Annotated in this window: 19 protein-coding genes; 15 read left to right on the top strand and 4 right to left on the bottom strand. The window is 71.7% G+C overall.

What is annotated here, in order from left to right:
• Window positions 1-2 precede the first annotated feature (2 nt).
• Window positions 3-848, bottom strand: coding sequence for an amino acid ABC transporter permease (locus O7617_RS00855; RefSeq protein WP_282260825.1), 846 nt, complete (start codon window positions 846-848; stop codon window positions 3-5).
• A complete protein-coding gene (locus O7617_RS00850; RefSeq protein ID WP_282260823.1) occupies window positions 845-1,708 on the bottom strand; it encodes an ABC transporter substrate-binding protein in 864 nt (287 codons plus the stop codon). The genes O7617_RS00855 and O7617_RS00850 overlap by 4 nt, the downstream gene beginning before the upstream one ends.
• A 134-nt stretch (window positions 1,709-1,842) precedes the next feature.
• Between O7617_RS00850 and O7617_RS00845 the strand changes: the two genes are divergently transcribed.
• The 9 genes from O7617_RS00845 to pheT all read left to right on the top strand — a co-directional run bounded on the left by O7617_RS00845 (window position 1,843) and on the right by pheT (window position 10,576).
• Window positions 1,843-2,106: a phosphoribosyl-ATP diphosphatase gene (locus O7617_RS00845; protein WP_030335709.1), complete on the top strand. Its 264-nt coding sequence runs from the start codon at window positions 1,843-1,845 to the stop codon at window positions 2,104-2,106.
• A gap of 47 nt (window positions 2,107-2,153) precedes the next feature.
• Window positions 2,154-2,999 (top strand): ATP phosphoribosyltransferase, encoded by an 846-nt coding sequence (gene hisG / locus O7617_RS00840; RefSeq protein ID WP_282260821.1) that lies wholly within the window; start codon window positions 2,154-2,156, stop codon window positions 2,997-2,999.
• Window positions 3,000-3,425: 426 nt separating this feature from the next.
• Window positions 3,426-3,899: a PH domain-containing protein gene (locus tag O7617_RS00835; protein WP_282260820.1), complete on the top strand. Its 474-nt coding sequence runs from the start codon at window positions 3,426-3,428 to the stop codon at window positions 3,897-3,899.
• Window positions 3,900-4,492: 593 nt separating this feature from the next.
• Window positions 4,493-5,143, top strand: a complete 651-nt coding sequence (infC, locus tag O7617_RS00830) for a translation initiation factor IF-3 (RefSeq protein WP_282260818.1) — start codon at window positions 4,493-4,495, stop codon at window positions 5,141-5,143.
• Window positions 5,144-5,163: 20 nt separating this feature from the next.
• Window positions 5,164-5,358: a 50S ribosomal protein L35 gene (gene rpmI / locus O7617_RS00825; RefSeq protein ID WP_030488428.1), complete on the top strand. Its 195-nt coding sequence runs from the start codon at window positions 5,164-5,166 to the stop codon at window positions 5,356-5,358.
• Window positions 5,359-5,390: 32 nt separating this feature from the next.
• Entirely contained in the window at window positions 5,391-5,783 is a 393-nt protein-coding gene (gene rplT, locus O7617_RS00820; protein WP_088990288.1) for a 50S ribosomal protein L20, read from the top strand.
• 83 nt (window positions 5,784-5,866) lie between these two features.
• Window positions 5,867-6,664, top strand: a complete 798-nt coding sequence (locus tag O7617_RS00815) for an RNA methyltransferase (protein WP_282260816.1) — start codon at window positions 5,867-5,869, stop codon at window positions 6,662-6,664.
• Window positions 6,665-6,885: 221 nt separating this feature from the next.
• Complete coding sequence (pheS, locus tag O7617_RS00810) at window positions 6,886-7,953, top strand: phenylalanine--tRNA ligase subunit alpha (RefSeq protein ID WP_282260814.1); 1,068 nt, start codon at window positions 6,886-6,888, stop codon at window positions 7,951-7,953.
• 40 nt (window positions 7,954-7,993) lie between these two features.
• Entirely contained in the window at window positions 7,994-10,576 is a 2,583-nt protein-coding gene (gene pheT / locus O7617_RS00805) for a phenylalanine--tRNA ligase subunit beta (protein ID WP_282260812.1), read from the top strand.
• A 178-nt stretch (window positions 10,577-10,754) separates the two neighbouring features.
• Here pheT and O7617_RS00800 read toward each other — a convergent pair whose 3' ends face one another.
• Window positions 10,755-11,696 carry a helix-turn-helix domain-containing protein gene (locus O7617_RS00800; RefSeq protein WP_282260811.1) on the bottom strand — a complete coding sequence of 314 codons (942 nt, stop codon included), beginning with the start codon at window positions 11,694-11,696 and terminating at the stop codon, window positions 10,755-10,757.
• A 16-nt stretch (window positions 11,697-11,712) separates the two neighbouring features.
• Window positions 11,713-12,147 carry a DUF6010 family protein gene (locus O7617_RS00795; protein ID WP_282260809.1) on the bottom strand — a complete coding sequence of 145 codons (435 nt, stop codon included), beginning with the start codon at window positions 12,145-12,147 and terminating at the stop codon, window positions 11,713-11,715.
• Window positions 12,148-12,785: 638 nt separating this feature from the next.
• Here O7617_RS00795 and argC point away from each other — a divergent pair.
• Genes argC through O7617_RS00765 form a run of 6 tightly spaced genes read left to right on the top strand, consistent with a single transcriptional unit; the run spans window position 12,786 to window position 18,590 of the window.
• A complete protein-coding gene (gene argC, locus O7617_RS00790; RefSeq protein ID WP_282260808.1) occupies window positions 12,786-13,787 on the top strand; it encodes an N-acetyl-gamma-glutamyl-phosphate reductase in 1,002 nt (333 codons plus the stop codon).
• Window positions 13,788-13,842: 55 nt separating this feature from the next.
• Complete coding sequence (argJ, locus tag O7617_RS00785) at window positions 13,843-15,015, top strand: bifunctional glutamate N-acetyltransferase/amino-acid acetyltransferase ArgJ (RefSeq protein ID WP_282260807.1); 1,173 nt, start codon at window positions 13,843-13,845, stop codon at window positions 15,013-15,015.
• The gene (gene argB, locus O7617_RS00780; RefSeq protein WP_282260806.1) at window positions 15,012-15,917 is read left to right on the top strand and encodes an acetylglutamate kinase; all 906 of its coding nucleotides are present in this window, start codon (window positions 15,012-15,014) and stop codon (window positions 15,915-15,917) included. Before argJ ends, argB begins: the two co-directional genes overlap by 4 nt.
• Complete coding sequence (locus O7617_RS00775) at window positions 15,914-17,143, top strand: acetylornithine transaminase (protein WP_282260805.1); 1,230 nt, start codon at window positions 15,914-15,916, stop codon at window positions 17,141-17,143. Before argB ends, O7617_RS00775 begins: the two co-directional genes overlap by 4 nt.
• Window positions 17,140-18,078, top strand: coding sequence for an ornithine carbamoyltransferase (gene argF, locus O7617_RS00770; RefSeq protein WP_282260804.1), 939 nt, complete (start codon window positions 17,140-17,142; stop codon window positions 18,076-18,078). The genes O7617_RS00775 and argF overlap by 4 nt, the downstream gene beginning before the upstream one ends.
• Window positions 18,075-18,590 carry an arginine repressor gene (locus O7617_RS00765; RefSeq protein ID WP_282260803.1) on the top strand — a complete coding sequence of 172 codons (516 nt, stop codon included), beginning with the start codon at window positions 18,075-18,077 and terminating at the stop codon, window positions 18,588-18,590. Before argF ends, O7617_RS00765 begins: the two co-directional genes overlap by 4 nt.
• Window position 18,591 lies beyond the last annotated feature (1 nt).

The following is an 18,591-nucleotide window of genomic DNA, read 5'->3' as shown; positions in this document are numbered from 1 at the left end:
GGTCAGCCTCCCGACTGTCGGCGGGCCGCCCGCAGCGTCACCCAGTCGGTGACCGCGATCAGCGGGATCGCGAGCAGCACGAAGAGCACCCCCGCCACGACGTACGGCGTGTAGTTGAACGTCTGTGCGGTGGCGATCTGCGCGGCGCGGACCGCGTCGATCGGCCCGGCGAGCGAGACCAGCCCGACGTCCTTCTGCAACGCCACCACGTCGTTGAGCAGCGGTGGCGCCACCCGGCGGACGGCCTGCGGCAGGACCACGTGCCGCATCGTCTGCCGGTAGGTCAGGCCCAGCGAGCGGGCCGCGGCGAGCTGGCTGGGGTGCACCGACTCGATGCCGGCCCGGAACACCTCGGCCAGGTACCCGCCGTAGGTCAGGACCAACGCGAGCCCACCCAGCACCAGCACCGGTGGCATCCCCTGCAACCGCAGGCCGGGTACGCCGAGGGTGAGCAGGTACAGCACGATGATCAGCGGCAGGCCGCGGAACGTGTACGTGTAGCCGGCGGCCAGCGCCCGGACCGGGAAGAAGACCGGGCCGCGCACCGTCCGCAGCACCGCGATCACCAACCCGAGCAGCAGCGCACCGGCCGCACAGCAGACCAGCAGCCGGACGTTGAGCCACAGCCCGGTCACCACCGCCGGCAGCGCGTCCCGGGCGATCTCCGGGTCCAGGAACGAGCGCCGGACCCGGTCCCAGCCGGGCGCCCCGGTCACCGCGACGACCAGCAGCGTGCCGAGCGCCGCCGTGGACGAGGCCGCGACCAGCACGCTGAAGACGGTCTGCCGACGCCGGTACGCCGACCGCCTCCGCTGCGCCTCCGAGGGAACGTGATCCAGGAGGGTCACCGCAGCTCGGCCGCGCCCGCCACCTGCGCCAGCCACTTCTGCTCCAACTCCTTCAGCGCGCCCGCCGAGGCGAGCTGACCGACCGCGCCGCTCACGCAGGACGTCAGGGGTGAGTTCTTGTCCAGCAGCAACCCGAACGCCTCCGGCGTACCGACCTGCGGCACCTGCCCGACGATCACCGCGTCGGTGATCTCCGCGCCGGTGATGTAGAAGGCGGTCGGCAGGTCCACCACGAGACCGTCCAACTGCCCGTTCTGCAGGGCCTTCTTGGCGTCGTCGTTGCTGTTGTAGACCCGCGGCTCGACGCTCGGCTTGATCACGTCGGTGATCGCCTGGTAGCTGGTGGTGCCGACCTGGGCGCCGAGCCGCGCGTCGCGCAGATCGGCCAGCGACGCCTTGCCGGCGATCTTCGAGGACTTCAACGCGATGACGGTCTGCCGCACCAGGTAGTACGGCGCGGAGAAGTCGACCGCCTGCTTGCGCTCCTCGGTGATGGAGAACTGGTTGATGTCGAAGTCGAAGTTCTTCGGTCCGGGTGCGATCGCCGCGTCGAACTTGACCCGGGTCCAGGTGACGTCCGCGCGGGCGTAGCCGAGCTTCTCGGCCACCGCGTACGCGACGGCCGACTCGAAGCCCTCGCCGCTGTCCGGCTTGTCCTCCGAGAACCACGGCTCGTACGCGGGCTGGTCGGTGGCGATGGTCAGCTTGCCCGGCGTACGGGTGGGCAGGCTGTCCTTGACGCACGACGGCGCCGCGGTGACGACGGGGGTCGGGGTGTCGTCCTGTGGCGCGCATCCGGCGGCGGCGACCACGGCGGCACCGGCGACGGTGAGCGCGAAAAGACGTGAGCTGCTGGCCATGGCGGACAGCGTAGAGCGTGACGGCCGTCGATCGGCAATTCCCCCACCAGGTCGGTAGGGAATTGTCCCGCTGGCTGGGTGCCGGCCGACCCGGACGTGCGGTGCCGGTCGGCTGGCTGGAAGAATCCTTCCTCGTGAAGACGTTCGAGGAGTTGTTCGCCGAGCTGCAGGCCAAGGCCGCCGCCGGCACCCCGGGCTCGGGCACCGTCGCCGCCCTCGACAAGGGCGTGCACTTCATCGGCAAGAAGGTCGTCGAGGAGGCGGCCGAGTCGTGGATGGCCGCCGAGCACGAGGGGCCGGAGCGCACCGCCGAGGAGATCTCCCAACTGCTCTACCAGGTCCAGGTGCTGATGCTCGCCAGCGGTCTCGAGCTCAAGGACGTCTACCGACATCTGTGAGTGCCCTCACCCGTTGATCGTCATCCGGATCGAAGGAGCACTCCGTCATGCTGCGTGTCGCCATCCCCAACAAGGGCACCCTGGCCGAACCGGCCGCCCAGATGCTGCGCGAGGCGGGCTACCGTCAGCGCACCGACCCCAAGGACCTCGTCTGCCGGGACGAGGCCAACGACGTCGAATTCTTCTACCTGCGTCCCAAGGACATCGCCACCTACGTCGGCTCCGGTGACCTCGACCTCGGCATCACCGGCCGGGACCTGCTGATCGACTCGGCCGCGCCGGCCGAGGAGGTCGTCGACCTCGCCTTCGGGCGGGCCACCTTCCGCTTCGCCGCCCGCCCCGACGACATCGCCTCCGTGCAGGACCTCGGCGGGCACCGGATCGCCACCGCGTACCCGGGGCTGGTCGAGCGGCACCTGCACGAGGCGGGCGTGAAGGCCGACGTCATCCGCCTCGACGGCGCGGTGGAGAACGCCGTACGCCTCGGGGTCGCCGACGTGATCGCGGACGTGGTCGAGACCGGTGCCACCCTGCGCCAGGCGGGCCTGGTCGTCTTCGGCGAACCGCTGCTGCGCTCCTCGGCGGTGCTGGTCCGTCGTGCCGACGCGCCCGCGCACCCCCAAGCCGAGCAGCTCCTGCGTCGCCTGCACGGTGTGCTGGTCGCCCGCCGCTACGTGATGCTCGCCTACGACGTCCCGGCCGGTCTGCTCGACCGGGCCAGCGGGCTCACCCCGGGCATCGAGTCGCCCACCGTCTCGCCACTGCACCGCGAGGGCTGGGTGGCGGTGCAGGCGATGGTGCTCCGCGACGACGTCCACCGGATCATGGACGAGTTGTACGAGTTGGGCGCCCGCGCCATCCTCGTCACCAACATCCACGCCTGTCGCCTCTGACCGGTTCGGGTCGCCTACGCCTCGCGCGTCTGCCCGTCGGGCCGTGCGTCGCGCGCGTCGGTCTCTGGTCCGGCGTCTTGCCCTTGATCAACTCGGTTTCCCTGAAAGTGGGGGTGTCCGGCCCGCCGCGACACCCCCACTTCCCTGAACCGGAGTGGATCTGTCCCGGCGCGTCGGCCTCGCGCGCGGGGAGCGCCGGCAATCGCGCCTGACCGCCTCAAGGTCGCGCTCGAACGTTGAAGTAGTGGCCTCACTCCCCACCCGAGGCCACTATTTCCTGGTTCGAGCGGGATCTTGCGGTTGTCGTCCCCGGATGACGGCCGGCTCGGTCGCGATCTTGGGGCTCGGCGGTTGATAGCGAGGTTTGAGGCGTTGGTCAGTGGGTGGTGCGTTTGAGGGGCCGGGTGCGGATGGCAGACTGGTGGGGTGAGTGAAACCGAGCTGGTCCGCCTGAAGCCCCGCCGCATCCGCGTGGTCTGTTGGTCGGCGGCGGTTGCCTTGGTGGTGGTGTTCGCTCTGGTCGCCACCTCGCTGAGTGGGCCGACCGGCGACGGCTACGGCAGCTTCCAGCGCGGTGACCAGGTGGCCATGATCGGCTTGGGCGTCTTCGGTGCGCTGGGGTTCCTGCTGTTCACCCGTCCGCGGGTGGAGGCGGACGAGCGCGGCATCCGGGTGCGTAACGTGATCAGCTCCTACGAGCTGCCCTGGGAGGTCGTGCGGGGAGTCCGCTTCGACCGGGGTGCGCCGTGGGCCAGTCTGGAACTGCACGACGACGATCTGCTGCCCATGGTCGCCCTGCAGGCTGCCGACAAGGAGTTGGCTGTCGACGGCGTCCGCGCGCTGCGGCGACTGCACCAGGCTCACCAGGCCCGCCTCGCCGAACGCGCCGTCGGCCGCTGAAGGTCGCGCCGTCGGCCAGCCTGGCGTTCGCCGCTGACCCCTGACCCCGCCCCGGACCGCAAGATCCGGACAACTTCGGTGAAACTGCTGCCTCCGGCATCGCTGAGGCAGCAACTTCACCGAAAGTGTGCAGATCATGGCGTGCGGAGCACCCGCGTGGCGTGCTCCGCCCCGCGCGGGAGCGCAGGGGATGCAGGGGCGTCCGCGCACGGCTCGCCGGGGGCGGCCGCCCCGGGTATGACGGTGCTGCGGGGTCGTCCAATTGGTGCCCCGGGTGTCCCGGTTTGGGGGTGGCCGGGACGTCGGTGTAGTGTTGTCGAGTCGACCAGGCTGTCTCCGCGTGCGAGCAGGCAGCCTTGAAAGCGGAGCGCCTGCTCCCACCCGAGTCGCCGCCACGGTGGCCGGGTCCGGTCACCGGTTCCGGGCATGTCCCGGTCCCGGATGCGCGATCCTGTGATCGTGCCGACCGGTCGAGCGGGCCCTGGCATGCGCCGGGGCCTTCTGCTTTTCGGGTCGGTTCCCATCCGGGAGCCGCGGGGGTCGGCACCTGAGCAGAAACGACTCGAGGAGGCCCCATCAGCGTCGAACCACGCGTGAACGAGCAGATCCGGGCACGTGAGGTCCGACTGGTCGGCCCAGAGGGTGAGCAGGTGGGCATCGTCCCGCTGGAGCGCGCTCTTCAGCTGGCCGCGGACGTCGATCTGGACCTGGTCGAGGTTGCGCCGATGGCGCGCCCGCCGGTGTGCAAGCTCATGGACTTCGGCAAGTTCAAGTACGAGAGCGCACTGAAGGCGCGCGAAGCGCGGCGTAATCAGCAGCAGACCGTCATCAAGGAAATGAAGCTTCGGCCGAAGATCGACCCGCACGACTACGAGACCAAGAAGGGTCACGTAGTGCGGTTCCTCAAGGCGGGCGACAAGGTCAAGGTGACGATCATGTTCCGCGGTCGCGAGCAGAGTCGTCCGGAGCTGGGTTACCGGCTTCTGCGTCGGCTCGAATCCGAGATCACGGACCTGGGATACGTCGAGGCCGCTCCCAAGCAGGACGGTCGAAACATGATCATGGTTCTCGCTCCGCACCGGGCCGTCAAGGCTTCCGCGGTCGCCGCCACGGCGTCTCGCGGTGGCCCTCGGGACCGGGCCGCGGACGAGTCCGCCGCTCCGGCAGCCGATGACGCCGCGGCGGTCGGCGAGACCGCAGCAGCCGCCGGTGACACCGGCACCGCCGCCACCAGCGGCGAGTAACAGGGGAGAAGACGTTCCACATGCCGAAGATGAAGAGCCACACGGGTATGGGTAAGCGGGTCCGGGTGACCGGCAAGGGCAAGATCGTTGCCCAGCAGGCCGGCCTGCGCCACAACCTGGAGAAGAAGCCCTCCACCCAGACCCGCCGGCTGACCGGCACGGTCGTGCTGGCCAAGGCCGACGTCAAGCGCATCAAGAAGCTGCTCGGCCGCTGACGCGCGCCACCTTTACGTAAGAAGGAGTTGAGATGGCACGCGTCAAGCGGGCTGTGAACGCCCAGAAGAAGCGTCGTACCCTGCTGGAGACCGCGAGCGGTTACCGCGGTCAGCGCTCCCGGCTGTACCGCAAGGCCAAGGAGCAGGTGCTGCACTCGATGCAGTACTCCTACCGGGACCGTCGCGACCGCAAGGGCGACTTCCGGCAGCTGTGGATTCAGCGGATCAACGCGGGCGCCCGGGCGAACGGGATGACCTACAACCGTCTGATCCAGGGCCTGCGCCTGGCCGGTATCGAGGTCGACCGCAAGATCCTGGCCGACATGGCTGTCAACGACGCCGCTTCCTTCGCGGCGATCGTGGAGCTGGCCCGGGCCGCGGTCACGGCCGAGGGCACCGGCGGCGCGGCGGCTCAGGCCGCCTGATCCCCACGCACCAGAGCGAGGCGTCTCCCGTGTCGGCACCGCCGTCCGGGGGGCGCCTCGATCGTGCCGGAGGAGCGCACATCATGGCCTTCACCCCGCGTACCCCCAGGGTTGTCGCCGCCCGCCGGTTGCAACGCCGCCGGGACCGCGACGCCACCGGCCGGTTCCTGGCCGAGGGCCCGCAGGCGGTCCGCGAGGCCCTCGCGCGGCCGGGGGTGGTGACCGAGCTTTTCGGTACGCCCGCCGCGCTCGACCGGCACCCGGAGTTGGCCGCCACGGCGGCCCGCGCCGACGTGCCGGTCTCCGAGGTGACCGACGAGGCCCTCGCCGCGCTCGCCGAGACCGTCGCCCCGCAGGGCCTCGTCGCCGTCTGCCGGCACCTGGACGTGCCGTTGGAGCAGGCCCTCGCGGGCGGACCCCGACTGGTGGCGGTGCTGGCCGAGATCCGCGACCCGGGCAACGCCGGCACGGTGCTTCGCACCGCCGACGCCGCTGGTGCCGGTGCGGTGATCTTCGCCGGGGACGCCGTCGACCCGTACAACGGTAAGTGTGTGCGGGCCTCGGCCGGAAGCCTGTTCCACGTCGACGTGGTCCGCGCGCCCGACCCGGTCGCGGTGGTCGACGCGCTGCGGGCCGCCGGGTTGTCGATCTTCGCCACCACCGGGTACGGCGACGACGACCTCGACGACCTGACCGACTACGGCCGACTCGTCGGGCCCACCGCCTGGCTGTTCGGCTCGGAGGCGCACGGGCTGCCCGAGGAGTTGACCGCCGCCGCCGACGCCACGGTGCGGGTGCCCCTGTACGGGCGCGCCGAGAGCCTCAACCTGGCTGCCGCGGCGGCCGTGTGCCTGTACGCTTCAGCGAGAGCACAGCGCTGACGGTGTCCACACACCTGGCGCGACCGAGAGCAGGGGAGAGCGTCCGTCCATGAACGCGCCACGGCGTTCGTTTAGCCAGCCCGCCGGTGTCGGCGGGCGGCGGGCCTGACCTGCTCCCTGCACAACTCCTACCGGCGGGCTGCGGCACAGCCGCGCGTCCGTAGACTCGCTTCGCCGCCCCGATGAGGGCTGGCGCCGCCGTGAGGGAGTGCCCGTACGCCATGAGCTACCGCAACGATCCGTACGACCCGAAGCAGGTCGCCCTGCTCGACCCCGCCGCCCTGGCCGAGGCCGTCGCGGACGCCACGAAGGCGTTCGACGCCGCCGCCGACCCGGACGCGTTGACCGCGCTGCGCCCGGTGCACCTCGGTGACCGGTCCCCGGTCTCGTTGGCGCGCCGGGAGATCGGCGCGTTGCCACCGGCCGCGAAGTCCGACGCCGGCAAGCGGGTCAACGAGGCCCGCCGCGCCATCGAGTCCGCGTACGCCGAGCGCGCCCAGGTGGTGGAGCGCGAGCAGGCCGAGCGGGTGTTGGTCGAGGAGCGGGTGGACGTCACACTGCCCTACGACCGGCGTCCGCGCGGTGCCCGGCACCCGCTGAGCACGCTGATGGAGTCGATCAGTGATCTCTTCGTCGGGATGGGCTACGAGGTGGCCGAGGGGCCCGAGGTCGACCTGGAATGGGTCAACTTCGACGCGTTGAACATCCCCGCCGACCACCCGGCGCGCGGGTTGATGGACACGTTCCACATCGCGCCGGAGGGCTCCGGCCTGGTGCTGCGGACGCACACCTCGACGGTGCAGACCCGCACGATGCTCAGCCGCAAGCCACCGATCTACGTGATCGTGCCCGGTCGGGTCTACCGGACCGACGAGATCGACGCCACGCACAGCCCGGTGTTCCACCAGGCCGAGGGGCTGGTCGTCGACAAGGGCATCACGATGGCGCACCTGCGGGGCACGCTCGACCACTTCGCCCGGGCGATGTTCGGGCCGGAGGCGAAGACCCGGTGGCGTCCGCACTACTTCCCGTTCACCGAGCCGTCGGCGGAGTTCGACGTGTGGTTCCCGGAGCACCGCGACGGCCCGCAGTGGGTCGAGTGGGGTGGCTGCGGCATGGTCAACCCGCGGGTGCTGCGCGCCTGCGGCGTCGACCCGGAGGTCTACTCCGGATTCGCGTTCGGCATGGGCATCGACCGGACCCTGATGATCCGGCACGGGGTCAGCGACATCCGCCATCTCTTCGAGGGCGACGTGCGGTTCAGCCGCGCGCTCGGGACCGGGGCGTAGGCGATGCGGGTACGAGACACGGGAACGGTGGTCTGAAGTCATGCGAGTTTCTGTCAGTTGGCTGCGGGAGTACGTCGACCTCCCCGCCGACCTGCCCACCGGTGACCTGGAGCAGGCCCTGGTCGACCTCGGCATCGAGGTCGAGTCCGTCGTGGACCTGCGCGAGAGCGTCACCGGTCGGCTCGTCGTCGGTGAGGTACGCGAGATCGAAGAGCTGACCGGCTTCAAGAAGCCGATCCGGTTCTGCCGGGTGGACGTGGGTGACGCGAACGGCACCGGCGAGCCGCAGGAGATCGTCTGCGGGGCGCGGAACTTCGCCGTCGGTGACCGGGTGGTGGTGATCCTGCCCGGTGGTGTGCTGCCCGGCGGGTTCGCGATCGGCGCCCGGAAGACGTACGGGCACAACTCGGCGGGCATGATCTGCTCGGCGAAGGAGTTGGGCCTGGGCGACGACCACTCCGGCATCATCGTGCTGGGGCCGGACGTGGCGGCCAAGCCGGGCGACGACGCGCGCCCGGTGGTCGGTCTCGACGACGTCGTGCTCGACCTGGAGATCACCCCCGACCGGGGGTACGCGCTGAGCCTGCGCGGCCTGGCCCGGGAGCTGTCGCACGCGTTCGACGTGCCGCTGCGCGACCCGGCTCTGATGCCCGCGCCGCGCGGCACCGAGGAGCCCGCGTACCCGGTGGAGGTCCGCGACACGGTCGGCTGCGACAGATTCACCGCCCGTCTGGTCCGGGGCGTCGACCCAGGCGCGCCGACCCCGTCGTGGATGGCCCAGCGGCTCGTCACCGCCGGCATCCGCAGCATCTCGCTGCCCGTCGACATCACCAACTACGTGATGCTGGAGCTGGGCCAGCCGATGCACGCCTTCGACGCCGATCGGATCGTGGGGTCGCTGGTGGTCCGCCGAGCCGAGGCGGGGGAGAAGCTGACCACCCTGGATGGCGTCAACCGGGTGCTCACCGCCGACGACATGGTCATCTGCGACGCTGGGCTGTCCAACGCCCTCGGGGGCGGGGGCGACGGCGTCCCGATCTCCCTCGCCGCGGTGATGGGTGGTGAGACCAGCGAGGTCGTCACCGGGACCACCACCAACGTGCTCTTCGAGGCGGCGCACTGGGACCCGGCGATGGTCGGGCGCACCGCCCGTCGGCACAAGCTGTTCAGCGAGGCCGCGAAGCGCTGGGAGCGGGGCGTCGACCCGGCCGTGGCGCTCGTCGCGTTGGAGCGTGCCGTGGGCCTGCTGACCGAGCACGGCGGCGGCACGCCGAGCGCGGAGATCCTGGACATCGACCACATCCGGCCGCGTACCCCGATCAGCCTGCCGGCGGACCTGCCGACCCGGCGGGTCGGCGTCGAGTACCCGCCGGCGCGGGTGGTCGCGCTGCTGGAGCGGGTCGGCTGCACCGTCGCGCAGGGCGCGGACCGGTTGTCCGAGGACCCGGGCACGGTCGGTGTGGCCAGCGGCGTGGGGACCGTGCTGAGCGTCACCCCGCCGACCTGGCGGCCCGACCTGACCGACCCGGCGGACCTGGTCGAGGAGGTGGTCCGCCTCGACGGGTACGACAAGGTGCCGTCGGTGCTGCCGAGCGCGCCCCCCGGTCGTGGTCTGACCCCACGGCAGCGTCGCCGCCGGGCGGTCGCCGACTCGCTGGCGGAGCGGGGGTACGTGGCGGTGCTCGCGCAGCCGTTCGTGTCGCCGGAGCTGGCCGACCAGCTCGGCCTGCCGGCCGACGACGCGCGTCGGCCCGCGGTGCGGCTGGCCAACCCGTTGTCCGAGGAGGAGCCGCTGCTGCGCACCACGCTGCTCGGCCCGCTGCTCGGCACCCTCAAGCGCAACCTCGGCCGGGGCCAGCGTGACCTCGCCCTGTACGAGATCGGCGCGGTCTTCCACCCGCGCGTCGGTGCGGGCAGCCCGCCCGCGATGGGCGTGGACCGGCGGCCCACCGACGCGGAGTTCGCCGCCGCCGACGCGGTGGTCCCGGCGCAGCCGGTGCACGTCGCGGCGGTGCTCTCCGGCGACATCGACCCGGCCGGCTGGTGGGGTGCCGGTCGACCGGCCGGCTGGGCGGACGCCATCGAGGCGGCTCGGGACGTGCTGGACGCCGCCGGTGTGCCCGGCGAGCAGGTGGAGGTCCGCGCGGCCGAGTACGCGCCGTGGCACCCGGGCCGCTGCGCCGAGCTGCTGGTCGACGGCACTGTCGTCGGGCACGCCGGTGAGCTGCACCCGGTGGTCGTCGGGGCGTTGGAGCTGCCCCGTCGCACCTGCGCGATGGAGTTGAACCTGGACGCGTTGCCGCCGAGCCCGGTGACGCCCGCGCCGTCGGTCTCCGGCTTCCCACCGGCGCTCATCGACGTGGCGTTGGTGGTGGACGAGTCGGTGCCGGCGGAGCAGGTGCGCCGGGCGCTGGAGGCCGGCGCCGGTGACCTGCTGGAGGACGTGCGGCTGTTCGACGTCTACTCCGGCGCGCAGCTCGGCGAGGGCCGCCGGTCGTTGGCGTACAAGCTGACGTTCCGGGCCCCGGACCGGACGCTCACCGTCGAGGAGGCGGTCGCGGCGCGGGACGCCGCGGTCGCCGTCGCGGCGGAGCGCCTCGGCGCCACCCTGCGCGGCGCCTGACGGGGTCGACGTGCCCCCGCCCCGCGATCTCTTGATCCGCGGGTTCGGGGTTCGAGTCCCTGGCGGCGTACCGATGATCAACGATCAAGGCCCTGACTCGGCAGTCACTTGCCGAGCCGGGGTCTTTTTCGTTCTTGTGGACACACCGTCCGTTCGCGGCGACGGCGTTGCATTGTGGTCACCCGATGCGGAAGCTACGCCGATATGCCTGCGGGCTGGTGCCGGTGATCCGCTTGAAGCGGTCCCGAAAGGCGGTGGTGGAGCCGAAGCCAACCTGCGTCGCCACCCGGTCGACGGGATGGGCCGTGGTCTCCAGGAGGTGCTGCGCCTGGTGGACGCGGACCCGGTGCAGCCATCGCAGCGGCGTTGTGCCGGTCTGGTCGCGGAAGCGCCGGTTCAGCGTCCGGGTGCTCATGCCGGCATGGCGGGCGATGTCGGCGAGGGTCAGCTCACGCCGGGCGTTGTCGCGCATCCAGGCCAGCAGCGGCTCCAGGGTCGCCCCCTCGGGGGCCGGTGGTTCGTGCGTGATGAACTGCGCCTGTCCGCCCGCGCGTTCCAGCGGCATGACGGACAACCTCGCCGCGTCGGCGGCGACGGCGGCGCCGTGGTCGCGGCGGATCAGGTGCAGGCACAGGTCGAGCCCGGCGGCGGCGCCGGCGGAGGTCAGGAACTGGCCGTTGTCCACGTAGAGCACGTTGGGGTCGACCTGGATCCGCGGATGCTGGGCGGCGAGCCGCTCGGTGGCGAGCCAGTGCGTGGTGGCGCGGCGTCCGTCGAGCAGGCCGGTGGCGGCGAGGGTGAACGCGCCGCCGCAGATCGAGGCGATCCGGGCGCCGTTCGCGGCGGCGGCGCGCAACGAGGCGAGGACCGCGGCGGGTGTCGCGGCGGCGGGGTCGGAGACACCCGGAACGACGACGGTGTCGGCGTCGGCGAGGACGTCCAGGCCCCACGGCACCGCGATGCTGAACGCGCCGGCGGTGACCGTCGGTGTGGCAGCGCAGACGAGGACGCGGTAGCCGGCGCGGCCGTCGGGCAGGCGGGTGCGGTGGAAGACCTCCATCGGGGTGGCCAGGTCGAACGGGACGACGCTGTCGAGGGCGAGCACGGCCACTGTGTGCATGGCGGAATTCAACCAGTCAGGATTGGGCGGTGACCGCCGGGCGCGCATCGTCCGCCCGCCGCACGGTCCGGTCGTACAGGGCTCGGACCGACAGACCGCCGGCGAAGCACCACAGCGCGATGACCGGATCGCAGAGCGCGCAGCCGAAGGACGAGTCGTGCAGCGAGGGGATGATCGGGGTGCCGCGCCGGTGGTGCACGACGTCCCAGGCCGTGTGCAGGAGCCATCCGACGCCGATGAAGGTGTACGAGGTGAGCCCGGCGTAGCCCACCACCAGTAGCAGCGCGCAGAAGGCCAGCTCCCACAGCCCGAATCCGCCCCCGCTGATGTAGGCGGCCCCGGCGCCGGTGACGACGAGCGCGTTCAGGTGCCGCCGGTGCGGCTCCGGCACGAAGGAGTTGAGCCCGACGTAACCCAGCCCGATCACCACCGGCATGACATAGCGAAGCACGATCCAGCCCCGTTCACGTTCGCGGAAAGTCTGTCGGGAAGGAGCCTAGAAAGGTGCCCCACCGGGGACGAGAGGCGAAAATGCCATGGTCCGCCGGATTCTCGCCAACCCACCTCTGCCAATGACCGCCGTACGTGTGGCCACCGCCATCTGCTCCTGATCCGCGGGTTGGGTTCGGGTCCCGCGGTCGCCCCTGTCATCGACTTTGAGCTACACGAGCCGGTGTCCTGCCGTCTTTAGGTGCGCAGTACGGGGATACGGCCGAGCTGATCGTGGCGATGGTTTGATCTGATGATGCCGGACGGCCGTCCCCGTTCGGGTCTGCAAACCACTACCTCGTTCGGCGTGATCGCGAAGTCGACGCTGAAGTCATGGTCCGCGTCGGGCAGTTCATCCGCGAGAAGCTGGTCTGGTCTCGGCCGGTCCCACGGTGGAAGCGACCTGCGGCGCGCCGCTACTTGTAACCGCGATCTCGATTGGTGCCGAGGAGGCAGAAGCATGAACGGCTTCCCGCTGGCCGGGATCGGGGACGTATCACGGTGCAGCTGAGTTATTCATTAGCATGCAGTAGGCTGCATGAACTTGCACTCGTGAGTCGTCCTTGTTAATCTTCTCTGCATAGTCATGCGGAGGTGGGTATGGGGATTCGAGTCGCGGTCGCCGGTGCGAGCGGCTACGCCGGGGGTGAGTTGCTGCGTCTGGTCGCCGGGCACCCGGAGTTCGAGCTGGTCGCAGCCACTGCCCACAGTCAGGCCGGGCACCGCGTCGACGCGGTGCACCCCCAGCTCACCGGTCTCGACCTGGTGCTCGGCACGACCGACCCCGCCACGCTGGCCGACGCTGACCTGGTCTTCCTGGCCCTGCCGCACGGCGAGTCGGCGGCCCTCGCCGCGCAGTTGCCGGCCGAGGTGCGCATCGTCGATCTGGGCGCGGATCACCGGCTGGCCGACCCGTACGCCTGGGCGCAGTACTACGGCGGCACGCACGCCGGGCAGTGGACCTACGGCCTGCCCGAGCTGCCCGGTCAGCGGGAGCTGATCGCCGGCTCCACCCGGGTGGCCAACACCGGCTGCTACGCCGCAGCGATCACCCTGGCGCTCGCGCCGCTGATCGCCGACGGCGCGGCCGACCCGGCCGACGTGGTGGTGGTCGCCGCCTCCGGCACCTCCGGCGCGGGCCGGGCGGCCAAGGCGCACCTGCTGGCCAGCGAGGTCATGGGCGACCTGTCGCCGTACCGGGTCGGCACCCACCAGCACGTACCGGAGATCAAGCAGGCGACCGGGGCGACCGGGCTGTCGTTCACCCCGGTCCTGGCGCCGATGCCGCGCGGCATCCTGGCCACCGTCACGGCGGTGCCGGCGCGCGGCGTCGACCCGCAGGAGGTGCTGACGCGGGCGTACGCGGACGCGCCGTTCGTGCACGTGCTGCCGGAGGGTCGCTGGCCGCACACGGCGGCCACGATGGGCTCCAACTCGTGTCACCTGCAGGCCACCGTCGACGTCGACTCGGGGCGGCTGATCGTGCTCAGCGCGCTGGACAACCTGGGCAAGGGCGCCGCCGGTCAGGCAGTGCAGAACGCCAACCTCATGCTCGGCCTGCCGGAGACGACGGGCCTGTCGATCTGGGGAGTCAGCCCGTGAGCGCGAGCAGTGCGGCGCGGCGGAGCCCCGCCGTCGTGGACGAAAGGCAGGCGCCGTGAGCGTCACCACCCCTCGGGGGTTCCGGGCGGCTGGTGTGGCCGCCGGGCTCAAGGCCAGCGGCGGCGCGGACGTCGCGCTGGTGGTCAACGACGGTCCGGACGCCGGTGTCGCCGGTGTCTTCACGACCAACCGGGTCAAGGCCGCGCCGGTGCTGTGGAGCCAGCAGGTCGTGCAGGGCGGTGTGGTCCGCGCGGTGGTGCTCAACTCCGGCGGCGCCAACGCCTGCACCGGCCCGGGCGGTTTCCAGGACACCCATGCCACCGCCGAGCACGCCGCCGCCGAGTTGACCTCGGTGAGCCCGCGGCTGATCCTCGGTGCCGGTGAGGTGGCGGTCTGCTCGACCGGCCTGATCGGTGAGCGGCTGCCGATGCCGAAACTGCTGCCCGGCGTCCGGTCGGCGATCAAGAGCTTGTCCCGCGACGGTGGCGGGGCCGCCGCCGAGGCCATCATGACCACTGACACCCGGCCGAAGACCACAGTGGCCCGGGGCAGCGGTTGGACGGTCGGCGGCATGGCCAAGGGCTCCGGGATGCTCGCTCCCGGGATGGCGACCATGCTCTGCGTGCTCACCACCGACGCGGTGGCCGGGCCGGCGGTGCTGGACGAGGCGCTGCGCGCGGCGACCCGGGTCACCTTCGACCGGGTCGACTCCGACGGCTGCATGTCGACGAACGACACGGTGTTGCTGTTGGCCAGCGGTGCGAGCGGCATCGAGCCGACGGTGGCCGAGTTGACCGCCGTGGTCACCGCGGCCTGTCACGACCTGGCCCAGCAGTTGGTGGGAGACGCCGAGGGCGCCACCAAGGAGGTCGCCATCGAGGTGGTGAACGCCGCCGACGAGGACGACGCGGTCGAGGTGGGCCGTACGGTGGCGCGCAACAACCTGGTCAAGACCGCGCTGTTCGGCAACGACCCGAACTGGGGTCGGATCCTCGCCGCCGTCGGCACCACCCGGGCCGCCTTCGATGCGGACGAGGTGGACGTGGCGGTCAACGGGGTGTGGGTGTGTCGGGGCGGTGCGGGCGCCGAGGACCGTTCGAAGGTGGACCTGACCGGGCGGGGCGTGACCATCCGGATCGACCTGCACGCGGGTACGGCGGCGGCGACGATCTGGACCAACGATCTGTCCCACGCGTACGTGCACGAGAACTCGGCGTACTCGACATGAGCCTCAGCACTGATCTCGCCCGGGTCCAGGCCAAGGCGGAGACGTTGATCGAGGCGTTGCCCTGGCTGGCGCGTTTCTCCGGTTCCACTGTCGTGGTCAAGTACGGCGGCAACGCGATGACCGATCCGGAGTTGCAGCGGGCGTTCGCTGCGGACATGGTCTTCCTGCGGTACGCCGGTCTGAAGCCGGTGGTGGTGCACGGCGGCGGCCCGCAGATCTCCGCGATGTTGGGTCGGCTCGGTATCGCCAGTGAGTTCCGGGGTGGCCTGCGGGTGACGACCGCCGAGGCGATGGACGTGGTCCGGATGGTGCTGGTCGGGCAGGTGGGCCGCGAGCTGGTCGGGTTGATCAACTCGCACGGCCCGTATGCCGTCGGTCTCTCCGGCGAGGACGCCCGGTTGTTCACGGCGGTGCGCCGCCCGGCGTACGTGGACGGGTTGCCGGTCGACGTCGGTCAGGTCGGGGACGTCGAGTCGGTCGACGTGTCGGCGGTGACGGACCTGATCGAGGCCGGTCGGATTTCGGTGATCTCCACGGTGGCGCCGGACGTCGACGGGGTGCTGCACAACCTCAACGCGGACACGGCCGCCGCCGCGCTGGCGATCGCGTTGCGGGCTCGCAAGCTGGTCGTGCTCACCGACGTGGCCGGCCTGTACGCGGACTGGCCGGACACCACCAGCCTGGTCTCCGAGATCACCGCGGACGACCTGGCCAAGCTGCTACCGGATCTGGAGTCGGGGATGGTGCCGAAGATGGAGGCCTGTCTGCGGGCGGTGCGCGGGGGAGTGCCCGCCGCGCACGTCGTCGACGGTCGGGTGGCGCACTCCACGTTGCTGGAGGTGTTCACCTCGGAAGGGTTCGGGACGATGGTGGTGCCGGGAGACGGGATGGTCGTGTCGTGAGCACGTTGGCGCAGCGCTGGAAGCAGTCCATGATGGACAATTACGGCACGCCGCCGCTGGCGCTGGTCTCCGGCGCCGGTGCCGTCGTGGTCGACGACTCCGGCCGGGAATACCTCGACCTGGTCGGCGGCATCGCGGTGAACGCCCTCGGGCACGCCCATCCGGCCGTGGTCGCGGCGGTGTCGAAGCAGGTCGCGACCCTCGGGCACGTCTCCAACCTCTACGTCGCCGAGCCGCCGGTGGCCCTGGCCGAGCTGTTGTTGGCGCTCGCCGGTCGACCCGGCCGGGTCTTCTTCGCCAACTCGGGCGCGGAGGCCAACGAGGCGGCGTTCAAGCTCTCCCGGCGTACCGGTCGCACGCACGTGGTGGCCACCAGGGGCGGCTTCCACGGCCGCACCATGGGTGCGCTCGCGTTGACCGGTCAGCCGGCCAAGGCCGACCCGTTCCGGCCGTTGCCCGGCGAGGTGACCCACGTCGACTACGGCGACGTCGCCGCTCTGGAGGAGGCCGTCTCCGACGCCACCGCGATGCTGATCGTGGAGCCGATCCAGGGTGAGAACGGTGTGGTCGTCCCGCCGGCCGGTTACCTCGCGGCGGCCCGGCGGATCACCGCCCGGCACGGGGCGTTGCTGGTCCTCGACGAGGTGCAGACCGGCATCGGTCGTACCGGGCACTGGTTCGCGCACCAGGCCGAGGGTGTGGAGCCGGACGTCGTCACCCTGGCGAAGGGTCTGGGGGGCGGGTTGCCGATCGGCGCCACGCTGGCCTTCGGTCCGGCCGCCGACCTGCTCACCCCCGGCTCGCACGGCACCACCTTCGGCGGCAACCCGGTCAGCTGCGCGGCGGCGCTCGCCGTGGTGGCGACCATCGCCAACGAGGGGCTGCTCGACAACGTCAAGCGGGTCGGTGAGCGGCTGCGCCGGGGCATCGAGGCGTTGGGCCACCCGCTGATCGCCGACGCACGCGGCGCGGGGCTGCTGCTCGGCGTGGCGCTCACCGCGCCGGTGGCGTCGGTGCTCGCCGACGCCCTGCGGGAGGCCGGTTTCCTGGTGAACCCGGTGCAGTCGGGGGTGCTCCGGCTGGCCCCGCCACTGATCCTCACCGCCGCCCAGGCCGACGCCTTCCTGGCCGCGTTGCCCGCCGCGTTGGACGTGACGGCCCCGGCGGCCGCGGGCGCGGCTCTCGAACCGACCACCTTGACCACCACGACAGGGACGACTCGATGACCCGGCACTTCCTGCGCGACGACGACCTTTCGCCCGCCGAGCAGTCAGCGGTCCTCGACCTGGCAGAGCGGATGAAGGCGGACCGGTTCGGTCACCGGCCGCTGGTCGGCCCCCGTTCGGTGGCGGTGCTCTTCGACAAGCAGAGCCTGCGGACCCGGATCTCGTTCGACGCCGGGATCGCCGAGCTGGGTGGGCACCCGCTCGTCGTGGACACGCAGGTCACCCACTTCGGTCGGGGTGAGTCGCTCGCCGACGCGGGGCGTGTGCTGTCCCGCTACGTCGCCGCCATCGTGCTGCGCACCCACGGCGACGACCGGATCGCCGAGGTGGCGGCGGGGGCGAGCGTGCCGGTGGTGAACGCGCTCACCGACGGCTTCCACCCGTGTCAGCTGCTGGCCGACCTGCTCACCGTCCGGGAGCGGTGCGGCGGCACGGCCGGGCGCACCCTGGCGTACGTGGGGGACGGCGCGAACAACATGGCGCAGTCGTACCTGCTGGCCGGGGCGACGGCCGGGATGCACGTCCGGGTCGCCGGGCCGGAGGGTTTCGCGCCCGATCCGTCCGTGGTGGACGGGGCGGCCCGGATCGCCGCCGAGACCGGCGGGTCGGTGCGGGTGCTGACCGACCCGGCGCAGGCGGCACGCGACGCCGACGTGCTCGCCACCGACACCTGGACCTCGATGGGTCAGGAGTCCGACGGGCTGGATCGGATCACGCCGTTCCTGCCGTACCAGGTCAACAAGGAGTTGCTCGGTCAGGCCGCACCGGACGCGATCGTGCTGCACTGCCTGCCCGCGCACCGCGGCGAGGAGATCACCGACGAGGTGCTCGACGGTCCGCAGAGCGCGGTCTTCGACCAGGCGGAGAACCGGCTGCACGCGCAGAAGGCGTTGCTGACGTTCCTGCTGGACGCCACGTCCGGGGAGTCCCGATGACCGCCCCGTTGACCCGCGCGGCCCGGCACGCCCGGATCGTGGAGCTGATCCGCGACAAGGCCATCCGGTCGCAGACCGAGCTGGCCGACCTGCTCGCCGCCGACGGTGTCGGGGTCACCCAGGCCACCCTCTCGCGGGACCTCGAGGAGTTGGGCGCGGTCAAGGTTCGCGGGGGCGACGGCCCGGCCGTCTACCTGATCCCCGAGGACGGTAAGCGGCCGTTGCGCGACGCCGAGGCCGCGCCGGCCCGGTTGATGCGGCTGCTGCACGAGCTGCTCAACGGGGTCGACTCCAGCGGCAACATCGCCGTGTTGCGGACCCCGCCGGGCGCGGCCCAGTATCTGGCCAGCGCGTTGGACCGGGCGGGCCTGCCGGAGGTCGTCGGCACCATCGCCGGCGACGACACCATCCTCGTCGTGGCCCGTGAGGCCGTCGGTGGGGCCGCGCTCGGCGAGAAGCTCGCCGGCTGGGCCCGGCGCGACGACACCGTCGAGGGGACCACCACGTCATGAT

The organism is Micromonospora sp. WMMD1155 (assembly GCF_029581275.1).
Lineage (GTDB): Bacteria > Actinomycetota > Actinomycetes > Mycobacteriales > Micromonosporaceae > Micromonospora.
The sequence above is the reverse complement of the archived record's forward strand: the minus strand, read 5'-3'. Positions and strand labels throughout refer to the sequence as shown.